Raw genomic sequence first — 17,154 nt, forward strand, 5'->3', positions numbered from 1 at the left:
TCCGGGTGCGCGCATTTCGATAGGGTGCCGCGGGAAGGGTCCCGCTCGGCCCGTCGAGGGCAGGGACGCGTCGCGACGCTCATCAGGGAGGCGCAACGGTGTCTGGTGTGGACGATGACGGCGGAACGAAACCTGCGACCGCGGCGAGGATCTACGACTACCACCTCGGCGGGACGCACAACTTCCCGGCCGACCGGGCCGCCGCCGAGGCGATGGCCCAGATGTTCCCGTTGGCGCCGGTGCTGGCCCGCACCAACCGGGCGTTCCTGCGGCGAGCCGTGGGTCACCTGAGCGGAGCCGGGGTGCGGCAGTTCCTCGACATCGGCTCGGGCATCCCGACCGAGGGCAACGTGCACGAGATCGCCCAGCAGATCGCGCCCGACGCCCGGGTGGTCTACGCGGACATCGACCCCGTCGCCGTGTCGGAGAGCCTGGAGATTCTCTACGGCAACGACCGGGCCACCGCGATCCGGGGCGATCTGCGGGAGCCGCAGGCCATCCTGACGCACCCGCGGGTGCGGGCGTTGCTCGATCTCGATCAGCCGGTCGGCCTGCTGCTGGGCGCGGTCCTGCACTTCGTACCCGACGACGACCTCGCGTACGAGGTGGTGGGGCAGTTGCGGGCGGCGCTCGCGCCGGGCAGCTACCTGGTGGCGTCGCACGCCTGCGCCGACGGCGGGGACGTCGACCCCGACGACGTGCAGACCGCCCAGGGGCTGTATCGGCGCAACACCGCGACCCCGTTCCACCTGCGCACCCGCCCGCAGTTCGAGCGGTTCTTCGCCGGCCTCGACCTGGTCGCGCCCGGCGTGGTGTGGCTGCCGCAGTGGCGGCCCGCCCCGGACGATCCGGCGGACTTCGCCGACGACCCGTCCCGCAGCTCCGGTCTGGTGGCCGTCGGCCGCAAGCCGTAGCCGGGCGGGCCGGGCGGCGCAGCGATCGCCGCCCCGCCCGTCAGCGGTAGCCGGGCACGCCCCGGTGAGGGCACCGACGCGGCCCCGGCTATTCGGGCAGGTCGGCGAGCATCCTGGCGAGCTCCGCCGGATGAGCCAGATGCGGGAAGTGACCGCCGGGCAGCACGGTCACGTCGATCGTCGGAAGCGCCGCGGTCAGCCACTCCCGGTATGCCGCCGGTGGTTCCGACGAGGTGACCCACCGGTAGTCGATCCCCCGCTCACCGATGACCGTCAGATCCCGCCGCCGCTCGGCGATGATCGCCTCGTCGGAACCGTGCAGGATCTCGTCCCAGTAGCCGAGCAAGAGGTCCGGTCGCGGGTCGGTCGCGGTCTCCACGATCGCGCGCGCATCCGCCGGGAGGGACTCGATCCCCATTCCAGCCAGCAGGCGGTCCCAGATCTGCCGCCAGTCCGGGCCGCGCAACACCGGCTCCGCCGCACGCACGACAGCCCCGAACGGGCCGGGTAGCAACGGCTGGTCCAGGTTCACCACGGCGCGGGCCGGATAGCGGGCGGCGTACACCGTCGCGATGACCGCCCCCACGGAGTGGCCCACCAGCACCGGATCCGCGAGGCCGGCCTCCCGCACCTTCGCGTGCACGAACTCGGCGACGTCCGCCGTCCGATAGGAGTCCTGGCGCGGAGACTCGCCGTGGCCGGGCAGATCCAGCGCCAGCGTCTGACGAACGGGGTCGACCACGTCGAGCTCACGCAGCAGCGGCTCCCACTGCCGCCGGTCGAAGGTCAGACCGTGCAGGAGCACGAGCGGCGCACGCTCACCGGAAACAGACAATGCCACGTTCTCCCATCCCAGCCCAGGGCTGGCGGATCACACCAGCAGCTGCGGCACATCCACCGCAGGCTACCCGGGCGGCACCGACGGGATGCGACTTCCGGCCCAGGTCGCGCGGGCCGCGGCGGCGGCCGCGCTGGTGGTGCAGCGCTCGCGGGCCTTCCTCGACCGGGTGGGCTGAGGCTCAATGCCCGTGCCCTTCCCGGCCGGGGCACCGGGGCGCGGGCCACCCGGCTGGCGCGGCCCGCGCGGGTAGGGTCAGAACGCGTCTCGCCGAAGGCGAGCCGCGGAGCACCCACCTGACCGAGCCGGCCCCCGGTGCCGTGCTGGCCGGCCGATCACGGTCGACGGAGAGGCAGAGCAACCATGGCGATCCCCCATCTGACGGCCGCCGACGGCACGACGTTGCCGGCGATCGGGCTCGGCACCTACCAGCTGACCGGATCGGAGGGTGCCGCCGCGATCGGTCAGGCGATCGCCGCGGGCTATCGGTTGATCGACTCCGCGGTGAACTACGAGAACGAGGGAGCGGTGGGTCGGGCCGCGCGCTCGGCGCAGGCACGGGACGAGCTGGTGGTCACCTCGAAGTTGCCGGGACGCCACCACCGCTACGACGAGGCGCTGACCACCATCGAGGAGAGCGTGTTCCGCACCGGCCTGGACCAGCTCGACCTCTACCTGATCCACTGGCCGAACCCCAGGGTCGACCTGTACGTGCAGGCATGGCGCGCGCTGATCGAGGCGCGTGAGCGCGGCCTCGTCAAGCACATCGGTCTCTCCAACTTCCTGCCCGAGCACATCGACCGGCTGGTGGCCGAGACCGGTGTCGCCCCGGTCGTCAACCAGATCGAGGTGCACCCGTACTTCCCGCAGCAGGAGGCGATCGACTTCCACCGCGCGCACGGGATCCTCGTACAGGCCTGGAGCCCGCTCGGCCGGGGCAACGACCTGCAACAGCAGCGCACCGTCGTGGAGATCGCAGCCGCCCACGGCATCAGCCCGGCGCAGGCCATCCTCGCCTGGCACGTGGCCCGCCAGGTGATCCCGCTGCCCAAGGCCGCCTCCCCGCAGCGGCAGGACGAGAACCTGGACGTCTTCGGCATCAAGCTCAACGACCAGGAGGTCGAGGCCATCACCGCGCTGGGTCGCCCCGACGGGCGCCTCGCGGGCCAGGATCCGGCGACGTACGAGGAGTTCTGAGCCACCCCGTCCGCGCCGCGCCCCGCCCCGCACGTCGCCGTGGGGCCGGGAGAGCATAGGGCGTGCTCGACGGACTTGACGACATCCAGTGGCGGCGGCTCGGCCACGCCTACGGGGCGGCCGACGACGTGCCCGGCCAGCTGCGCGCGCTCCGATCGCCCGATCCGGCGGTACGCGACGAGGCCCTGGGCGAGCTGTACAGCAACATCCTCCACCAGGGCGGCCGGTTCGAGGCGAGCGCGTACGCGGTGCCGTTCCTGCTGGAACTGCTCGCCGATCCGGCGACGCCGGACCCGACGGCGGTACTCGGGCTGCTGGCCTCCCTGGCGGTCGGGCGCGACGAGAGCGTCCTGCCCGACGGCTTCCCGGTGACCGGGTACCGCCGGGCCGCGGCGGGCGGGCGTGAGCTGCTGGCCGCGAAGCCACCACCGTGGGTTGGCGAGGACGAGGCCGAGAAGGAGTACGTCGAGTACGCGTACGTCGAGTCCCTCCACCCGTCGGAGCAGGCCCGGTTCTGGGCGTACATCGAGTTGGCGGTCTACGACGCGGTACGGGCCGGAGTGCCGCTGTTGCGCACCCTCCTGGCCCACCCCGACCCGGGGTTGCGGATCGGGGCGGCCTACACCCTCGCCTGGTTTCCGGAGGAGGCCGCGGGCAGCGTGGCGGCGCTGGCCCGCGCGATCGACGCCGCTCGGGAACCCGCCCGAGCCGGGGTCACGCCGGGCGAGGTGGCCACCATGCTGGTGGCCGGGGGGCTGCTCGGCGTCGCGCCGGACGACCGGTGGCTGACCGACCCGCGCCCGGTGGTCCGCTGGGGCGCCGCGGTCGGCCGCGCCCGGGTGCTGGGCGCCGGGGCCGACCCGGTGACCGTCGACGAACTGCTGGCCTGGACGGCGGCCCCACCCGCCGACGCGCCCGTCCCGGCCGGCGACGCGGCGACCGCACCGACGGACGACTGGGTGCCGTTTCTCGACGGCGACCTCGGCGGCTACGCGGGACTGGCGCTGCGGCAGCTCGGCCCGCAGCACGCGGAGCGCGCCTTCGACGCGCTGCTGGACCGGCTCCCGGCGGTCAGCGGCGACCGGTCGTTGACCGTGTTGGGTACGGCGTTGCGCCTCGCGTTCCCGGACGGGCCAGCGCCGGCGGGGACGCCGGCCGCGGCGCTGGCACCCCGGCAACGTCGGCTCGCCGAGGTGCTGGGCCGGTCACCCGAACCCTGGCTGATCGACGGGCAGGAGTTCGGCAACGTCGCCATGCTCGTCGACGAGTACGGCCTGCCGGACAGCCGAGCGGCGATGCTCGCCTATCTCGCGCCGCTGCCGTAGCCGGTCGCGCGCCGCGGCGGGGTCAGCGAGCGGTCCGGCGCCGAGAGGACCGCACGGCGCTCAACGGTCGCGGTGGTCGTCGGCCGGCAGACTCGGCCCGTCCACCGGCTCGGGGCGCTGGTCGGGCTGGCCGAGCTGGGCGACGTGGGTCGGGTCGAGGACCCGGGAGAGGAACGAGCGGGTCCGTTCGTGCTTCGGCGCGCCGAGCACGTCCTGCGGTGGCCCCTGCTCGACCACCACACCGCCGTCCATGAACACGACCCGGTCGGCGACGTCCCGGGCGAACGCCATCTCGTGGGTCACGACCAGCATCGTCATGCCGTCCTCAGCCAGCTTGCGCATGACCGTCAGGACGTCACCGACGAGTTCCGGGTCGAGCGCCGAGGTCGGCTCGTCGAAGAGCATCAGCTTCGGATCCATCGACAGCGACCGGGCGATCGCCACCCGCTGCTGCTGGCCGCCGGAGAGCTGCGCGGGAAACGCGTCGGCCTTGTCGATCAGGCCGACCCGTTCCAGGTTGCCCCGGGCGACCTGCTCGGCCGCGCCACGGCCGCGCTTGAGCACCCGGCGCTGGGCGATGGTGAGGTTGTCCAGCACGGTCAGGTGCGGAAAGAGGTTGAAGGACTGGAAGACCATGCCGATACCGCGGCGTACCGCGTCGATCTCGACGTCCGGATCGGTCATCTCGGTGCCGTTCACCCAGATCTTGCCGGCGGTCGGCTCCTCGAGCAGGTTGACGCACCGCAGCAGCGTCGACTTGCCGGAACCGGACGGCCCGATGACGCACACCACCTCGCCGTGGCCGACCTCGAAGTCGATGCCCTTGAGCACCTCGAGCGGCCCGAAGGACTTGTGCAGGTCACGGATCTCGACGGCGGGCCGGGGTTGGGTGGTCGTCATCTGGGTCACCGAGCCTTGGCGTAGCGGAGTTCGAGGCGTCGTACCACCTGGGACAGGGGCAGGGTGATGATCAGGTAGGTGAAGCCGGCCACCAGCAGGGGGGTGGCGTTCACCCGGTCGTTGAGCGTGTCCCGACCGAACTTGGTGACCTCGATGGTCTGCGCCGTCACGCCGAGCACGTAGGCCAACGACGAGTCCTTGGTGAGCAGGATGAGCTCGTTCGTCAGCGGCGGGATCACGATCCGGAACGCCTGCGGGATGATGATCGTGCGCAGCGCGGTGAAGTGGGACATGCCGAGCGTGCGCGCCGCCTCCATCTGCCCCTTCGGCACGGCCTGGATGCCGGCCCGGATGGTTTCGGCCATGTAGGCGGCGGCGGTCAACCCGAGACCGATCGCGATCGAACCGAACACGCCGCCGGGGATCTCCCGCTCGGGGAAGGCGATGGGGATGCCGTACCCGACGAGGAAGAGCACCAGCAGCGCGGGCAGGCCCCGGAACAGCTCGATGTACGCCGTCGCCACCCACCGGTACGGCGCCACCCGGGAGAGCCGCATCAGCGCCAGCAGGGTGCCGAACACGAGGCCGAAGGCGAACGCACCCAGCGTGTAGAGGATCGTGTTGCGCAGCGCGACCGTGATGATCGTCGGGAACATCGACTTGATGATGTCGACGCGGAAGAACGCATCGCTCAGCCGGCCCCAGTCGGCGGCGAAGATCACCGCCACGATGACAACGACAAAGGCCAGGTACTGGAGCCAGAGGGACAGCCGCTCTCGTTGGCGGCGTCGCAGCTTCACGGTTCGGCGCTCCTTGACTGTGCGCGGGTTACCGACGCGGAGGGCGCGCGCCCAGCGCACGCCCTCCGGTCAGGAGTCTCAGGTCACGCGTTCGGCAGCTTGCCGATCCACTTCTCGTAGATCTTGTTGTACGTGCCGTCCTGCTTGGCCTTCGCGAGCACCTCGTTGATCTTCTTGAGCAGCTCCGGGTTGCTGTCCTTCTTCACCGAGAACCCGTACTGCTCGCCGGTGTCGAATTCGGCCGTGACCTCGAACCCGCCCTGGTGCTCCTTGATGTACTCGGTCCAGACCGGCAGGTCGTTGACGGCGGCCTCGACCTGGCCGTTGGCGAGGGCCTGCTGCAGGGCGGCGAGGTCCTCGAACTCGACGAGCTGCAGGCTCTTCTCGGCCTCGTGCTTGCGGGCGTAGTCGCGGCCGGTGGTCGCCGCCTGGACGCCGACCTTCTTGCCCTTGAGGTCGTCGAGCGACTTGTACGGCTTACCGGTCTTGACCAGCAGGGCCTGAGTGGCGTCGAAGTACGGATCGGAGAAGTTCATGACCTTCTGCCGTTCCTCGGTGATCGTCATGCCCGCCGCGGCCACGTCGCACTTGCCGGTGTTCAGGTCCTGGCCGGACTTGATGCCCTCGAACGGCGTGTCGATGATCTTCTGCTCGGCGCCCAGTTCCTTGGCCACCAGGTCGATCACGTCGACGTCGAACCCGACGACCTTGCCGCTGGCGTCCTTCGACTGGAACGGCGCGTACGGCAGGTGGGTGCAGACCGTCAGCTTGTCCTTCTCGACCAGCTTGACCCCGCTCGCCTGGACCTCGCCCTCGTCCTTCTTGGCGCATCCCGCGGTCACCGCGAGAGCGCCGATCGCCACGATCAAGCCAGCCTTGCGGACTGCGCTATGGAAGTTCACGGCGAGGTCCCTCCGTTTCGGCTCCTGTGACAGGCAGCCAAGGTTCGTGCAAAGACGGTGTGACAGGCGACGGTACCTGATGTGAATGGCCTTACCTAGATCACGTCCAGGCGTTGGGCCGATGGTGCAACCCGTCACACTCGGTAATCGGGCAGTCGGCGGGCAACCGGACGTCGGGGACGCCCGCAGAGCGCCGTCACCCGGGTCTTTCGTCCACGTCAGGTCCGGGCCGTTCGACCCGGGTGGGGTTGCCCCGGACCAGCTCGTCGTGGATGCGCCAGCGGCCGGTGGTGACCGACCGGGCCGTTGCCTCGTCGCCCCGCTCGATGCGCTGCCGCAGCCGCTGCAGGGCCAGGCGGCGGTTCAGGCTGAACTGCCGCTCGGTGTCGACCACGACGACCAGCCCGGAGGGGCGGTGGGTCGCCCGCACCGCCGTGCTGGCCTTGTTCCGGTGCTGGCCGCCGGGGCCGCCGGTGCGGCAGGCGACGACCTCGACATCCGCCTCGGAGAACGTGCTGCGCGGGCTGTCGACCTGGCACGGCCGGGCGATGACGTACCAGTTCTTACGGCCCGTGGCGGCCCGGTAGGGGCTGGCGGCCTGCCAGCAGAGGGTGCCGGTCCACGAGGCGGCGAAGCCCTCGGCGTCATCGCCGGAGATCCGGACCAGGACCGACCGGTAGGTGCCGGGCCGGTCGCCGGGGACGGTCTCGACCCGATGGGTCCGCAGGTCGTGCCGGGTGGCGTCGACCTCCAGGCGGCGCAGCAGCCGGGCCAGCGCCCAGGCGCACTCCTGCGGGCCACGCCCGGCCGACAGGAACAGGTGGAATCTCATGCTCGGCCGCCCCCGCGTCGGCGATCCCGACGGTCCCGTGCGGGTGCCGGCCCGAGGTCCGCCGTCTTGTACGTGACCAGCGGGACCGTGGTGGCCACGGGAGTGGCCAGGTCGTGGTCGACGAGGTCGGCGATCACCTGCTCGACGCGCTTGTAGGCCGTCGGGGCCTCTTCGAAGAGCAACTGGCGATCACCGCACACCACCAGCGACCCCACCGGGGTGCGGCGCAGCTCCTCGACGGTGTGCTTGGCCCGGCCCCGGCGCAGCGCGTCGGCGCGGGACATCTTGCGACCCGCGCCGTGCGCCACCGAATGGTTGGCCTGCGGGCCGGCGTGCGCGGCCACCAGGTAGGAGGGGGTGCCGCGGGTGCCGGCGATGAGCACGTCCCGACCGTCACCGGGCGCCGCACCCTTGCGGTGCAGGTAGACCCCGTCGCGGACCTCGACCAGGTTGTGGCACTGGTCGACGATCGGCTCGGTGGGTTCGGCGCCCAGCGCGTGGGCGACCCGGGCGGCCAGCAGCCGCCGGTTGAGCGATCCCCAGCGGACGGCGTCGTCGTGCATGGCCAGGTACGCGGCGGGATCGGCGGCGGGGCCCGCGCCGTGCAGCTCGGTGTGCGCCCGCAGGATCCGCTCGCCCAGCCCTCGGGAACCGGTGTGGACGACGAGCACGAGGTCGCCGGCGTCGAGCCCGAGCCGGTCCGCGTGGTCCGGATCGAGGACGGTTCCGATCCGGGCCAGCTCGACGAAGTGGTTACCCCGGCCGACCGTTCCGAGTCCGTCCAGGTGACCGGCGGGAACGTCGCCCGCCAGCACGGCCCACGCCGGGTCGCCGGCATCGCGCTCGGGGTCGAGCGCGCGGTCGAGGTCGGGGAACCGGGCGGCGAGCCGCTCGGGTACGACGCGCTTCAGCCTGATCGGGAACACGGCGATGCCGCATCCGATGTCGGAGCCGACCAGGAACGGGTACAGCACGGTCGATGCCATGGCGGCGCCGATCGGTGCGCCCTTGCCGGGGTGCAGGTCCGGCATCGCGGCGACGTGGATCATGCCGTCGAGGGCGGCCACCTGCTGGCACTGTGCCAGGGCGTCGGATTCGATCCAGCTCGCGGCCGAGGCGAACACGGTGACGGAGGCCGAGGTGGACTGCGGCGGGGGAACCCGCCGGGGGTCTCGCTGAGACAAGGACGTTCTCTTTCCGGAGAAAGGATGGCGGACGGCGGCGCGGCGCCGATCGGCGCCGGAATCGCGGGTTGCTGGGTGCTGTCCGTCAGAACGTCATGCCGAGCAGCCTCCCCGAGTCCGCCCCGGCCGGCAAGCCGTTTTCGCCCGCGGAGAAGGCGGAGACCGCGTGCTGTCCAGCTTCCCGGAAGGGGTCGGGAGGCGGCCCTCTCCCGTCGCCCGGCGCGGCCGGTGGGAGTCCGGGCTCAGCGGCGGGAGGAGGCGCAGCCGATGCAGGTGCGGGTGGCCGGGAGCGCCTCGAGCCGCTCCGACGCGATCGGCCCGCCGCACCGTTCGCACCGGCCGTAGCTGTCGTCGTCGATCCGGTCCACCGCGCGGTCGATCGACGCGAGCCGCTCCCGAGCCTCCCGCAGGAGCGCGCTCGCCTGGGCACGCTCGAAGGCGATCGTCTGGCCCTCCGGGTCGTGCTCGTCATCGGTGTTCTCCGACGACGCGGCGGCGATGATCCCGGCGACGACCCTGGTCAGGTGGTCGATCTGCTCGATCGTGTGGGCGCGTTCGGCCCGGAGCCGCCCGACGGCGCCGACGACGGCCTCGTCGGCGCGGTCCGGAGTGTCAGCCATCGACCCAGCGTAGGCGCAGTTCGTCGGCGGGGCTGCCACGGCGACCCGGCGACGCGTACCCGCGGCAGGCCCGGTGCGCAGGCGGCGAGCCTGCGCACCGGGCCCCGACCGGTCGGCTCAGCCCGCGGCCGGCGCGCCCCGCGCCTTCAGCCGGCGCAGCTCCTCGGCCGACATCAGCCAGGTCGAGTTCGTCGCCCCGAGGCCGAGAAGCACCTGGTCGAACGAGTTCCCGTCGTTGTCGTCGGTGTAGCAGACGCTCACCTCGCCCCAGGGCGACGCGGCGACGGCCATCTGGTCCTGCCGGCCCGTCGTGGTCTGGCTCAGCGCCTGGACCGCCAGCCGGCCGGTGGTCGTACCGTCCGGGTTGAGGCCGCGCGCCCAGACGTCCGGATTCGCGCCCGACACCGTCCAGCCCACCACCACGTTGCCCTGGTCGTCGATGCCGGCCCCGGCCTCGGTGGCCCCGGCGCCGGTGGAGACCTCGACCTCGGCGTGCCGCGGCGCGCCGGCCGCGGTGAACGAGCGCCCCCAGACGCCGCGGGTGCCGGTGTGGTCGGACTCCCAGGCGATCGTGAAGTCACCGGCGAAGTTCGCGGCCACCGAGGCACGCTGCTGCTGCCCGCCGCTCTGCGCGTTGGCCGTCCGCCGGGACAGCGCCACCGCCCCGTTGGACCGCGCCAGCCGGGTCAGCCCGATGTTGTACGCGCCGTTCGCGTCGGCGTCCTCGTCCCAGACCACCAGCGCCTCACCGGAGGCGGACACCGCCACGTCGGGGCGATGGTGCGCACCCGTCGTCTGCGAGGCCGTCACCTCGTACGCCTTGGTGGTGGCGGCGGTGAAGCCGGCGGCCTTGACGGTGGCGGGGGCGGTCCCCTGCACGTCCTCCCAGACCACGGTGAAACCGACCGCGGCGGCGTTGTTGGGCGCGCCGTCCGGATCGACCGCCACCCTCGGCCAGATCTGCTGGCCGGCGTCGCTGGCGTTGGCCTGCCCCGACCCGAGCACCGCGCCGGCCGGCGACACTACCCGGTACTGGATGTTGTAGACGCCGTTGCCGTCGCCGTCGGCGGCCCATGCCACCACCGCGTTGCCCCGGTCGTCGAGCCCCACGTCCGGGCTGATGTGGCGCCAGGCGGCGCCGCTGGTGCCGCCGCCGGAGAGCTTCAGCTCGTAGGCCGGGGTGCCGTCGCCGAACAGGCGCAGGAAGATCTCGCTGTGGGTGTCGTCCTCGGGGCCGGTGCTGTCCCGGTCGTCCTCCCACACCACCGCGACCTTCCCGGTGCGGTTCATCGCGATGGCGGGCAGGTCCTGGTCGCCGGCCGAGGCGCTGTTGGCGGTGGTCCAGGTGACCGCCGCGGCGGTCACCGCGATCGGCGCCGGTGCGGCGGCCGCGACCACGCCCGGGACCAGCACGGACGCGGCGAGCAATGACGTGAATGCTGACATCGGTGGTCTCCTCCTAGCCGGCCTGCAGGCCGGGCTGGCCGTCGAGAATGACGAACGAGCGCACCGTGGACGCGGCCGCGCCGTGCTCGGTCACCGTGCTGACCGCGCGGAAGTCCGCCCGGACCTGGCTGCGGCCGATCGTGGTACGCACGTAGCCACGCCGGTCCGAATGGAACTTCAGGTGCGGGTTGGTCGCCGCGTTCGGGATGGTGGTGCTGCCGCTGCCGTTGCCGCCGGAGGTGATCGAGGTGCAGACCAGCTCGGTGCCGATCGTGGCGGAGGACGGGTTGGCGTAGTCGGCCTTGAGCTCGTTCGCCCACGCCTTGTGCACGTCGCCGGTGAGCACCAACGGGTTGCGCACCCCGCGCTGCTGCCAGCCGGTCTGGATCCGGCTGCGGGAGGCCCGGTAGCCGTCCCAGGCGTCCATGTTCGCTGCCCCGCTCGCCTCGAACTGGCGGGCGAAGAAGACCTGCTGGCCGAGGATGTCCCAGGTGCCGTAGCGCTGCGCCAGCCCGTCGAGCAGCCAGCTCTCCTGCGTCGCGCCGGTCAGCGACCGGGAGGCCAGGTCCGCGTCCGTGCAGACCTTCCAGCCGTCGCCGCACGCCTGGTCGTCGCGGAACTGGCGGGTGTCGAGCATGTGGAAGGTGGCCAGCTGCCCCCACCGGACGCGGCGGTACAGCGGGATGCTGTTGCCGCTCGGCGCCGAGGCCGGCCGCAGCGGCATGTTCTCGTAGTAGGCCCGGTACGCGGCGGTACGCCGGGCGGTCCACTGCGCGGCGGTCAGCGCCGGGCTGCTGTCCGCGCGGACCATGTTGGCGTAGTTGTTCTCCACCTCGTGGTCGTCCGGCACGACCAGCCAGGGCGCGGCCGCGTGTGCCGCCTGCAGGTCGGGGTCCGACTTGTAGAGCGCGTACCGGCGTCGGTAGTCGGCCAGCGACACGATCTCGCTGCCGACGTGCTGCCGTACCGCGGAGGTGTTGGTGCCACCCTCGTAGATGTAGTCGCCGAGGTGCAGGATCAGCCCCGGGTTCTCCTCGGCCATCCGCCGGTAGGCGGTGTAGTAGCCGGTCTCGTAGTGGGCGCAGGAGGCGAAGGCCATCACCAGGTCGCGGCCGAAGGAGCTGGGAGCCGGGGCGGTACGCGTGCGCCCCACCGGCGAGATGTGCCCCTGGGCCCGGAACCGGTAGTAGTAGTCGGAATCGGCGGCGAGCCCGCCGGCGATCACGTGCACCGAGTGCGCGTCGGCGTAGCGGGCCACCACCGAGCCGGAGGCGACCAGCGAGGTGAAGCGGTCGGTGGTCGAGACCTGCCACTCGACGGTCACGTCCGCGTTGGCCATGCCACCCTGCCCGTCGGCGTTCAGCGGCGAGGGCGCCAGCCGGGTCCAGAGCACGACGCTGTCGGGCGCCGGATCCCCGGACGCCACACCGAGTTTGAAGGGGTACGGCACCGCGGCCCGGGCGCCCTGCCAGGGGGTCACCGCGGCGCCCGCGGCAGCGAGTCCACTGAGGACGAAGATACGACGGCTCAGCCTTGTCATGAGCCATACCTTCGTGATCGTCGATGAACGGCGAGCGGTGTGGCGCGGAATCCGAAGTGACACCATGCTGTCCGCGCCAAGGCGGTCAGGTGTCCTGAGCCAGCCGCGCCCGGCTCGCCGCGACCACGGCCCGTTCCGGCCCGTGCCCGGCCCAACCAACAACCCGGGGTACGTCAGGGCCGGCGCGCGGCCTGGGCGGCGAGCGTCGCCCGACCGCCGCCGGCCCGTCCACGACGGGCCGGCACCCGTGGGTTGCCGCCGATCCGACCGGGTCGGCGGCAGCCCGTCGGGGCGCGCGTGAATCCGGTGGCGACCGGCCGGGATCAGGTCAGCGAGCGCGCCGGTTGGCCCGCAGGGCGCCCAGGACCACGCCGGGCGTGGCCAGCGAGCTGGGATGCTCGCGCATGGAGACGACCTGGTTGAACCGCCGGGCGATCGACACGTCCGTGACGGTCGCCGTGACGATCTGGTTGCTCAACCAACTGGTGATCCGGTAGCCGCGCGGGTAGGGGCCGTCGACGTGCGGCAGCGCCAGGTCGGCGGAGGTCGACATCGACCAGGCGGCGTCGACCACGACCTTCTGCACGGCGAGGAACTCGCGCGCGGGCACGCCCAGGTCCGGCTTCGACCGCAGGTACATCGACAGGCCCGCCGCGTGCAGGGCGGCCGCCGTCATCCCCTGCCCGTACACCGGGTTGAACGACGCGACCGCGTCACCGACGCTGACCAGACCGGCCGGGAACCGCTCCAGCGCGTGGAAGTCCCGCCGCCGGCTGTCGGCGTGCCGGTAGGTCTGGACGTCGCCGAGCATCTCGCCCCCGGCGACCTCGCCGAACTCCGGTGGGAACTGCTCCCGCAGCCGGCGGACGAAATCCTCGGCGGTACGCCCGGGACGGTTGTCCCCGTAGCCGGCCATCATGGCCATCCACCGGCCGTCCTCGATGGCGAAGAACGCGGCCCCGGCCACGTCCAACCCCATCCGGGGACTGTGCAGCGCCAGCGCGATGGTCAGCTCCGGGCTCGCCTCCGGACGTCGGAACAGCGCCGTCGCGTAGTTGAGGTCGACGGTCATCCGCCGGGTGACGGGTCGCTCCCAGCCGGCCTGCTCCAGCCAATCGGACAGCCTGCTCGAACGCCCCATGGCGTCCACCACGAAATCGCCGCTCTCCACGCCGGAGACGCCGCCGACGTCACAGCGCACCCCGGTGGTCACCGCACCGTCGAGCACGAGACCGGTTGCTCGGGCGGTCACGGTCTTGACGTTGGGCAGTCGAAGCACCTGCTGGCGGATCAGCCCCTCCAGCAGGGGTCGACTGCCGGCCAGGCTGTCTGCGTCGTCGGGTACGACCACCTTCCGCCGGCCGTCGAGGTAGTTCCGCCTGGTCGCGGGCGGAGCCTCGATCGCCCCCCGGGCCACGGCCTGCTCGCGGAATCCCGGCAGCAGCTGCTCGAGCTGGGCAAGTCCGCCGGGCAGCAGCGCGTGCAGCTGCGTCCCCTGTGGCACGCCGGGTCGCGCGCCGGTCGCGTGCAGGTCGTCCCGGTCGATGATGACCACACTCTGCGCGTGGTCGGACAGCACCCGGGCGGCCAGCAGGCCGGCGACGCTGCCGCCGACGACGACGGCCTTGTCCATGAGCGGCGTTGCCTCGTCGGGTGGCCGTTGCGCGTTCAGCGCGGCGAAGACCCGAGCCGGGGAGGGGGGCATCCTGCTCTCCAAGCGGTGCGAGATGGCGACATGACCGTCCGTCGATCCTCGCACGGCCGCCGGGCGCGGGCGGGGCAGGTCCTGGCTGCCCCGCCCGCGCGCCGGTCAGCGGCTCGTCGGGCCCGCGTGGTCCCGCCACGAGTGCCGGGGCTGGTAGCCCAGCACCCGTCGGGCCTTGTCGATGCTGAGCAGGGTCTCGTGTTCGCCGAGTTCCTTGCGGAGCTCGACACCCGGGTACACCTCGGCCATCAGGCTGGCGCTGGACCTGCTCATGACCGTGTCGGCGTTGGCGATGATGAACACGTCGGCGCCGGGCTGGTCGTGGGCGAGGCCCCGCTCGACCGCCTGGGCGCCGTCGCGGGCGTCGATGTAGCCCCACAGGTTCCACCGGCGCAGTCGGGGGTCGGCGTCGAAGGAGGGGAACGGCGCGTAGTCCTCGACGTCCATCACGTTGGAGAAGCGCAGGCCCACCATGACCAGCTCCGGGTCCCACCGGCAGAAGTGCCGCGCCATCTCCTCCTCCAGCGCCTTGTTCAGCGAGTAGGTCGACTCCGGGCGGGGCGCGTACTCCTCGTCGACCGGCGCGTACGGCGGCGGGGTGTCGAACGGCAGCCCGAGCACCGTCTCGCTCGACGCCCACACCACCCGCTTGATCCCGGCTGCCCTTGCCGCGGCGAAGACGTTGTACGTCGCCGCGGAGTTGTTGGCGAAGGTGGTCGCGTTCGGCAGCAGCCCGGGTGCCGGGACCGCCGCCAGGTGCACGATCGCGTCGACCCGGCCGGCGTGCTCGTCGGCGCCGCCGGTGAACGCCTCCACCACCTGCCCGTAGTCGGTGAGGTCGACGAGGAGGAACTCGCCGTCGACGTCGCGGGGGTCCCGCCCGCCGGCGCGGTCCACCGCCAGCACGTCCACGCCCACGTCACGCAGGTGCCGCACCACGGCGCGGCCGAGTTTGCCGGTCGCCCCGGTGACGACAACGCGCCTGGGGAGTGCGGATTCGACAACAGGATCGGTCATGGCCACATCCTTCCCGCGGTGCGCCGTGCCGCAGAAGCTGGGGTCCGGCCGCTCGCGGGGCGACACGCGATCCGGTCGTCCCGGCGACCCCCGGTTCGGCGGGGGCGTGAGGGAACCTCGTGTTCTGACCCGACCGGGTCAAATGAGCCGAACGGCGAGGCGCGGGCGGCCCGCAGCCCTGAAGATGGAGAAGGCATGGATGCGACGAAGGAGTGAGCGGCATGAGGCGTCGACGGAGCAGAAGAGGCCCGCTGTGGCAGGCGGCGGCGATGGTGCTGACCGCGGCGGTGGCCGCGGCTGCCGTCGCGCGGGCGGCACGTCGGCGCGCCGGCGATGACCAGACGGCCGCCGACCTTCCGACCTTCCCGACGGGCACGTTCGCCGGCGCGGGGGTGGATGCGCCACCGGTGGCCGGCACCGCCCCGGGCCGTAGCAGCGCGACCGCGTCATCGGCCGGGCCGACCCGCTGAGAGCGGGCGAGCACCGGACCGGAACCGCGATGACGCCGGCCCGGCCGCCGAGCATCGACCGACCGAGATCGCCGAAGTGGGCGGAGCCGTCACCATGAGCGATACGACCGTCGACACCAGCCGTCAGGGCGGCAGCGAGTATGCGGACCTGTCCCGCCTGGTCCGTCGGGCGGGCCTGCTCGACCGGCGACGCGGCTACTACGTGGCGCGGGTCGGCCTGCTCGGTGCCGGCTACGTCGCAACCTGGGTCGTGTTCGGGTGGCTCGGCGAGTCGTGGTGGCAGATCGCCGTCGCCGCGGCCCTCGCCGTGATCTTCGCGCAGGCCGCCTTCATCGGTCACGACGCCGGACACCGGCAGATCTGCCGCACCAGGCGCGCGAACGACCTGGTCGGTCTCGTCCATGGCAACCTGATGACCGGCATCAGCTACGGCTGGTGGGTGGGCAAGCACAACCGGCACCACGCCCACCCGAACACCGAAGGCCGAGACCCGGACATCGCCGTCCGGCCGCTCTCCTTCACCTCCGAGCAGGCGCGCCGGCAGCGCGGGCCGGGCGCGTGGCTGGTCCGGCACCAGGCCTGGCTGTTCTTTCCGCTGCTGCTGCTGGAAGCCGTCCACCTGCACGCCATCAGCCTCAGGGCCATGGTCGGACGACGGGACCGGGTCAGGCGCCGCCCGGTCGAAGCGACGCTGCTGGCCCTGCACTTCGGCGGGTACGTCGCCGCCGTGGTGACGGTGCTGAGCCCCGGCCAGGCGGTCGCGTTCGTCCTCGTCAACCAGGGCCTGCTCGGCCTCTACCTGGGCAGCTCCTTCGCGCCGAACCACAAGGGCATGCCGATCCTCGCCGCCGACGACGAGGTCGACTACCTGCGACGCCAGGTCCTCACCTCCCGCAACGTGCGCGGCGGGTGGTTCATGGACGGTCTGCTCGGGGGTCTCAACTACCAGATCGAACACCACCTGTTTCCCAGCATGCCCCGGCCGAATCTCCGCCGCGCCCAACCGCTGATCCGGGGCTTCTGCGCCCAGCACGACATCTCCTACCACGAGACGACGCTCTGGATTTCCTGGTCGCAGGCGCTGAGCCACCTGCGGTCCGTCGGCGCCCGGCCGGCGCCGGAGGAGACCCGGAGCCGCTGAGCGCGGACCACACCGGAGCAGGGGGCGCACCAGCCGCGCCGGCGCGCTCCCCCGAATCCCGGCCCGCTACCGCGGTGGGTTCGCGTCCTGCTGCTGTCGGAACTGCTCGACCGGGAGACCGCCACGCCCCCAGTTCTCGGTCTCGACCTCGTCGATCACCACGAAGGTCGACGTCAACGGCTTGTTCAACACGTCGAGCAGCAGCTGGCTGACGCCCTTGATGAGCGCCGCCTTCTCCTCGGCGGTCGCCGCGGACGCGCCGGGCGTGCTGCCCTCCCGGGTGATCTGGATGGTGACGATCGGCATCGTCTGGTCCTCTCTGC

General features: G+C 72.3%; 17 protein-coding genes. 5 read left to right on the top strand and 12 right to left on the bottom strand.

Annotated elements, in window-relative coordinates:
* Positions 1-98 precede the first annotated feature (98 nt).
* The gene (locus tag ACIBBA_RS21750; protein ID WP_396699756.1) at positions 99-914 is read left to right on the top strand and encodes an SAM-dependent methyltransferase; all 816 of its coding nucleotides are present in this window, start codon (positions 99-101) and stop codon (positions 912-914) included.
* 88 nt (positions 915-1,002) lie between these two features.
* On the opposite strand, the gene ACIBBA_RS21755 is transcribed toward ACIBBA_RS21750, so the two are convergent.
* Positions 1,003-1,755, bottom strand: a complete 753-nt coding sequence (locus ACIBBA_RS21755; RefSeq protein ID WP_396699758.1) for an alpha/beta fold hydrolase — start codon at positions 1,753-1,755, stop codon at positions 1,003-1,005.
* Between the two features lie 360 nt (positions 1,756-2,115).
* Here ACIBBA_RS21755 and ACIBBA_RS21760 point away from each other — a divergent pair, with 360 nt between their 5' ends.
* Both ACIBBA_RS21760 and ACIBBA_RS21765 read left to right on the top strand, forming a co-directional pair.
* The gene (locus ACIBBA_RS21760) at positions 2,116-2,949 is read left to right on the top strand and encodes an aldo/keto reductase (protein ID WP_396699760.1); all 834 of its coding nucleotides are present in this window, start codon (positions 2,116-2,118) and stop codon (positions 2,947-2,949) included.
* 62 nt (positions 2,950-3,011) lie between these two features.
* Positions 3,012-4,274, top strand: coding sequence for a hypothetical protein (locus ACIBBA_RS21765; RefSeq protein WP_396699762.1), 1,263 nt, complete (start codon positions 3,012-3,014; stop codon positions 4,272-4,274).
* Positions 4,275-4,334: 60 nt separating this feature from the next.
* On the opposite strand, the gene ACIBBA_RS21770 is transcribed toward ACIBBA_RS21765, so the two are convergent.
* The 10 genes from ACIBBA_RS21770 to ACIBBA_RS21815 form a co-directional block, all read right to left on the bottom strand.
* Positions 4,335-5,174: an amino acid ABC transporter ATP-binding protein gene (locus ACIBBA_RS21770; protein ID WP_396699764.1), complete on the bottom strand. Its 840-nt coding sequence runs from the start codon at positions 5,172-5,174 to the stop codon at positions 4,335-4,337.
* A 5-nt stretch (positions 5,175-5,179) separates the two neighbouring features.
* Positions 5,180-5,974, bottom strand: coding sequence for an amino acid ABC transporter permease (locus ACIBBA_RS21775; RefSeq protein WP_350870546.1), 795 nt, complete (start codon positions 5,972-5,974; stop codon positions 5,180-5,182).
* 83 nt (positions 5,975-6,057) lie between these two features.
* Positions 6,058-6,837, bottom strand: a complete 780-nt coding sequence (locus ACIBBA_RS21780) for a basic amino acid ABC transporter substrate-binding protein (protein WP_396699767.1) — start codon at positions 6,835-6,837, stop codon at positions 6,058-6,060.
* Positions 6,838-7,072: 235 nt separating this feature from the next.
* Positions 7,073-7,708: a peptide chain release factor H gene (gene prfH, locus ACIBBA_RS21785; protein WP_396699769.1), complete on the bottom strand. Its 636-nt coding sequence runs from the start codon at positions 7,706-7,708 to the stop codon at positions 7,073-7,075.
* Entirely contained in the window at positions 7,705-8,892 is a 1,188-nt protein-coding gene (locus ACIBBA_RS21790) for an RNA ligase RtcB family protein (protein WP_396699771.1), read from the bottom strand. Before ACIBBA_RS21790 ends, prfH begins: the two co-directional genes overlap by 4 nt.
* 242 nt (positions 8,893-9,134) lie before the next feature.
* Positions 9,135-9,512, bottom strand: coding sequence for a TraR/DksA family transcriptional regulator (locus tag ACIBBA_RS21795; RefSeq protein WP_396699773.1), 378 nt, complete (start codon positions 9,510-9,512; stop codon positions 9,135-9,137).
* 117 nt (positions 9,513-9,629) lie between these two features.
* Positions 9,630-10,958 (bottom strand): hypothetical protein, encoded by a 1,329-nt coding sequence (locus ACIBBA_RS21800; RefSeq protein ID WP_396699775.1) that lies wholly within the window; start codon positions 10,956-10,958, stop codon positions 9,630-9,632.
* A gap of 13 nt (positions 10,959-10,971) precedes the next feature.
* Positions 10,972-12,498 (bottom strand): alkaline phosphatase D family protein, encoded by a 1,527-nt coding sequence (locus tag ACIBBA_RS21805; RefSeq protein ID WP_396699777.1) that lies wholly within the window; start codon positions 12,496-12,498, stop codon positions 10,972-10,974.
* 328 nt (positions 12,499-12,826) lie between these two features.
* On the bottom strand, positions 12,827-14,203 hold the full coding sequence (locus ACIBBA_RS21810) for an FAD-dependent oxidoreductase (RefSeq protein ID WP_396699779.1): 1,377 nt from the start codon (positions 14,201-14,203) through the stop codon (positions 12,827-12,829).
* 105 nt (positions 14,204-14,308) lie between these two features.
* Entirely contained in the window at positions 14,309-15,220 is a 912-nt protein-coding gene (locus ACIBBA_RS21815; RefSeq protein ID WP_396699781.1) for an NAD-dependent epimerase/dehydratase family protein, read from the bottom strand.
* A gap of 221 nt (positions 15,221-15,441) precedes the next feature.
* Here ACIBBA_RS21815 and ACIBBA_RS21820 point away from each other — a divergent pair, with 221 nt between their 5' ends.
* Both ACIBBA_RS21820 and ACIBBA_RS21825 read left to right on the top strand, forming a co-directional pair.
* The gene (locus ACIBBA_RS21820; protein ID WP_396699783.1) at positions 15,442-15,690 is read left to right on the top strand and encodes a hypothetical protein; all 249 of its coding nucleotides are present in this window, start codon (positions 15,442-15,444) and stop codon (positions 15,688-15,690) included.
* Positions 15,691-15,784: 94 nt separating this feature from the next.
* Entirely contained in the window at positions 15,785-16,831 is a 1,047-nt protein-coding gene (locus ACIBBA_RS21825; RefSeq protein ID WP_396699785.1) for a fatty acid desaturase family protein, read from the top strand.
* Positions 16,832-16,897: 66 nt separating this feature from the next.
* Here the strand turns inward: ACIBBA_RS21825 and ACIBBA_RS21830 are convergent, their stop codons facing one another.
* Complete coding sequence (locus ACIBBA_RS21830; protein WP_396699787.1) at positions 16,898-17,137, bottom strand: 4-oxalocrotonate tautomerase family protein; 240 nt, start codon at positions 17,135-17,137, stop codon at positions 16,898-16,900.
* Positions 17,138-17,154: the final 17 nt, after the last annotated feature.

This window comes from Micromonospora sp. NPDC051006 (assembly GCF_044456245.1).
In the GTDB taxonomy this organism is placed as follows: domain Bacteria; phylum Actinomycetota; class Actinomycetes; order Mycobacteriales; family Micromonosporaceae; genus Micromonospora.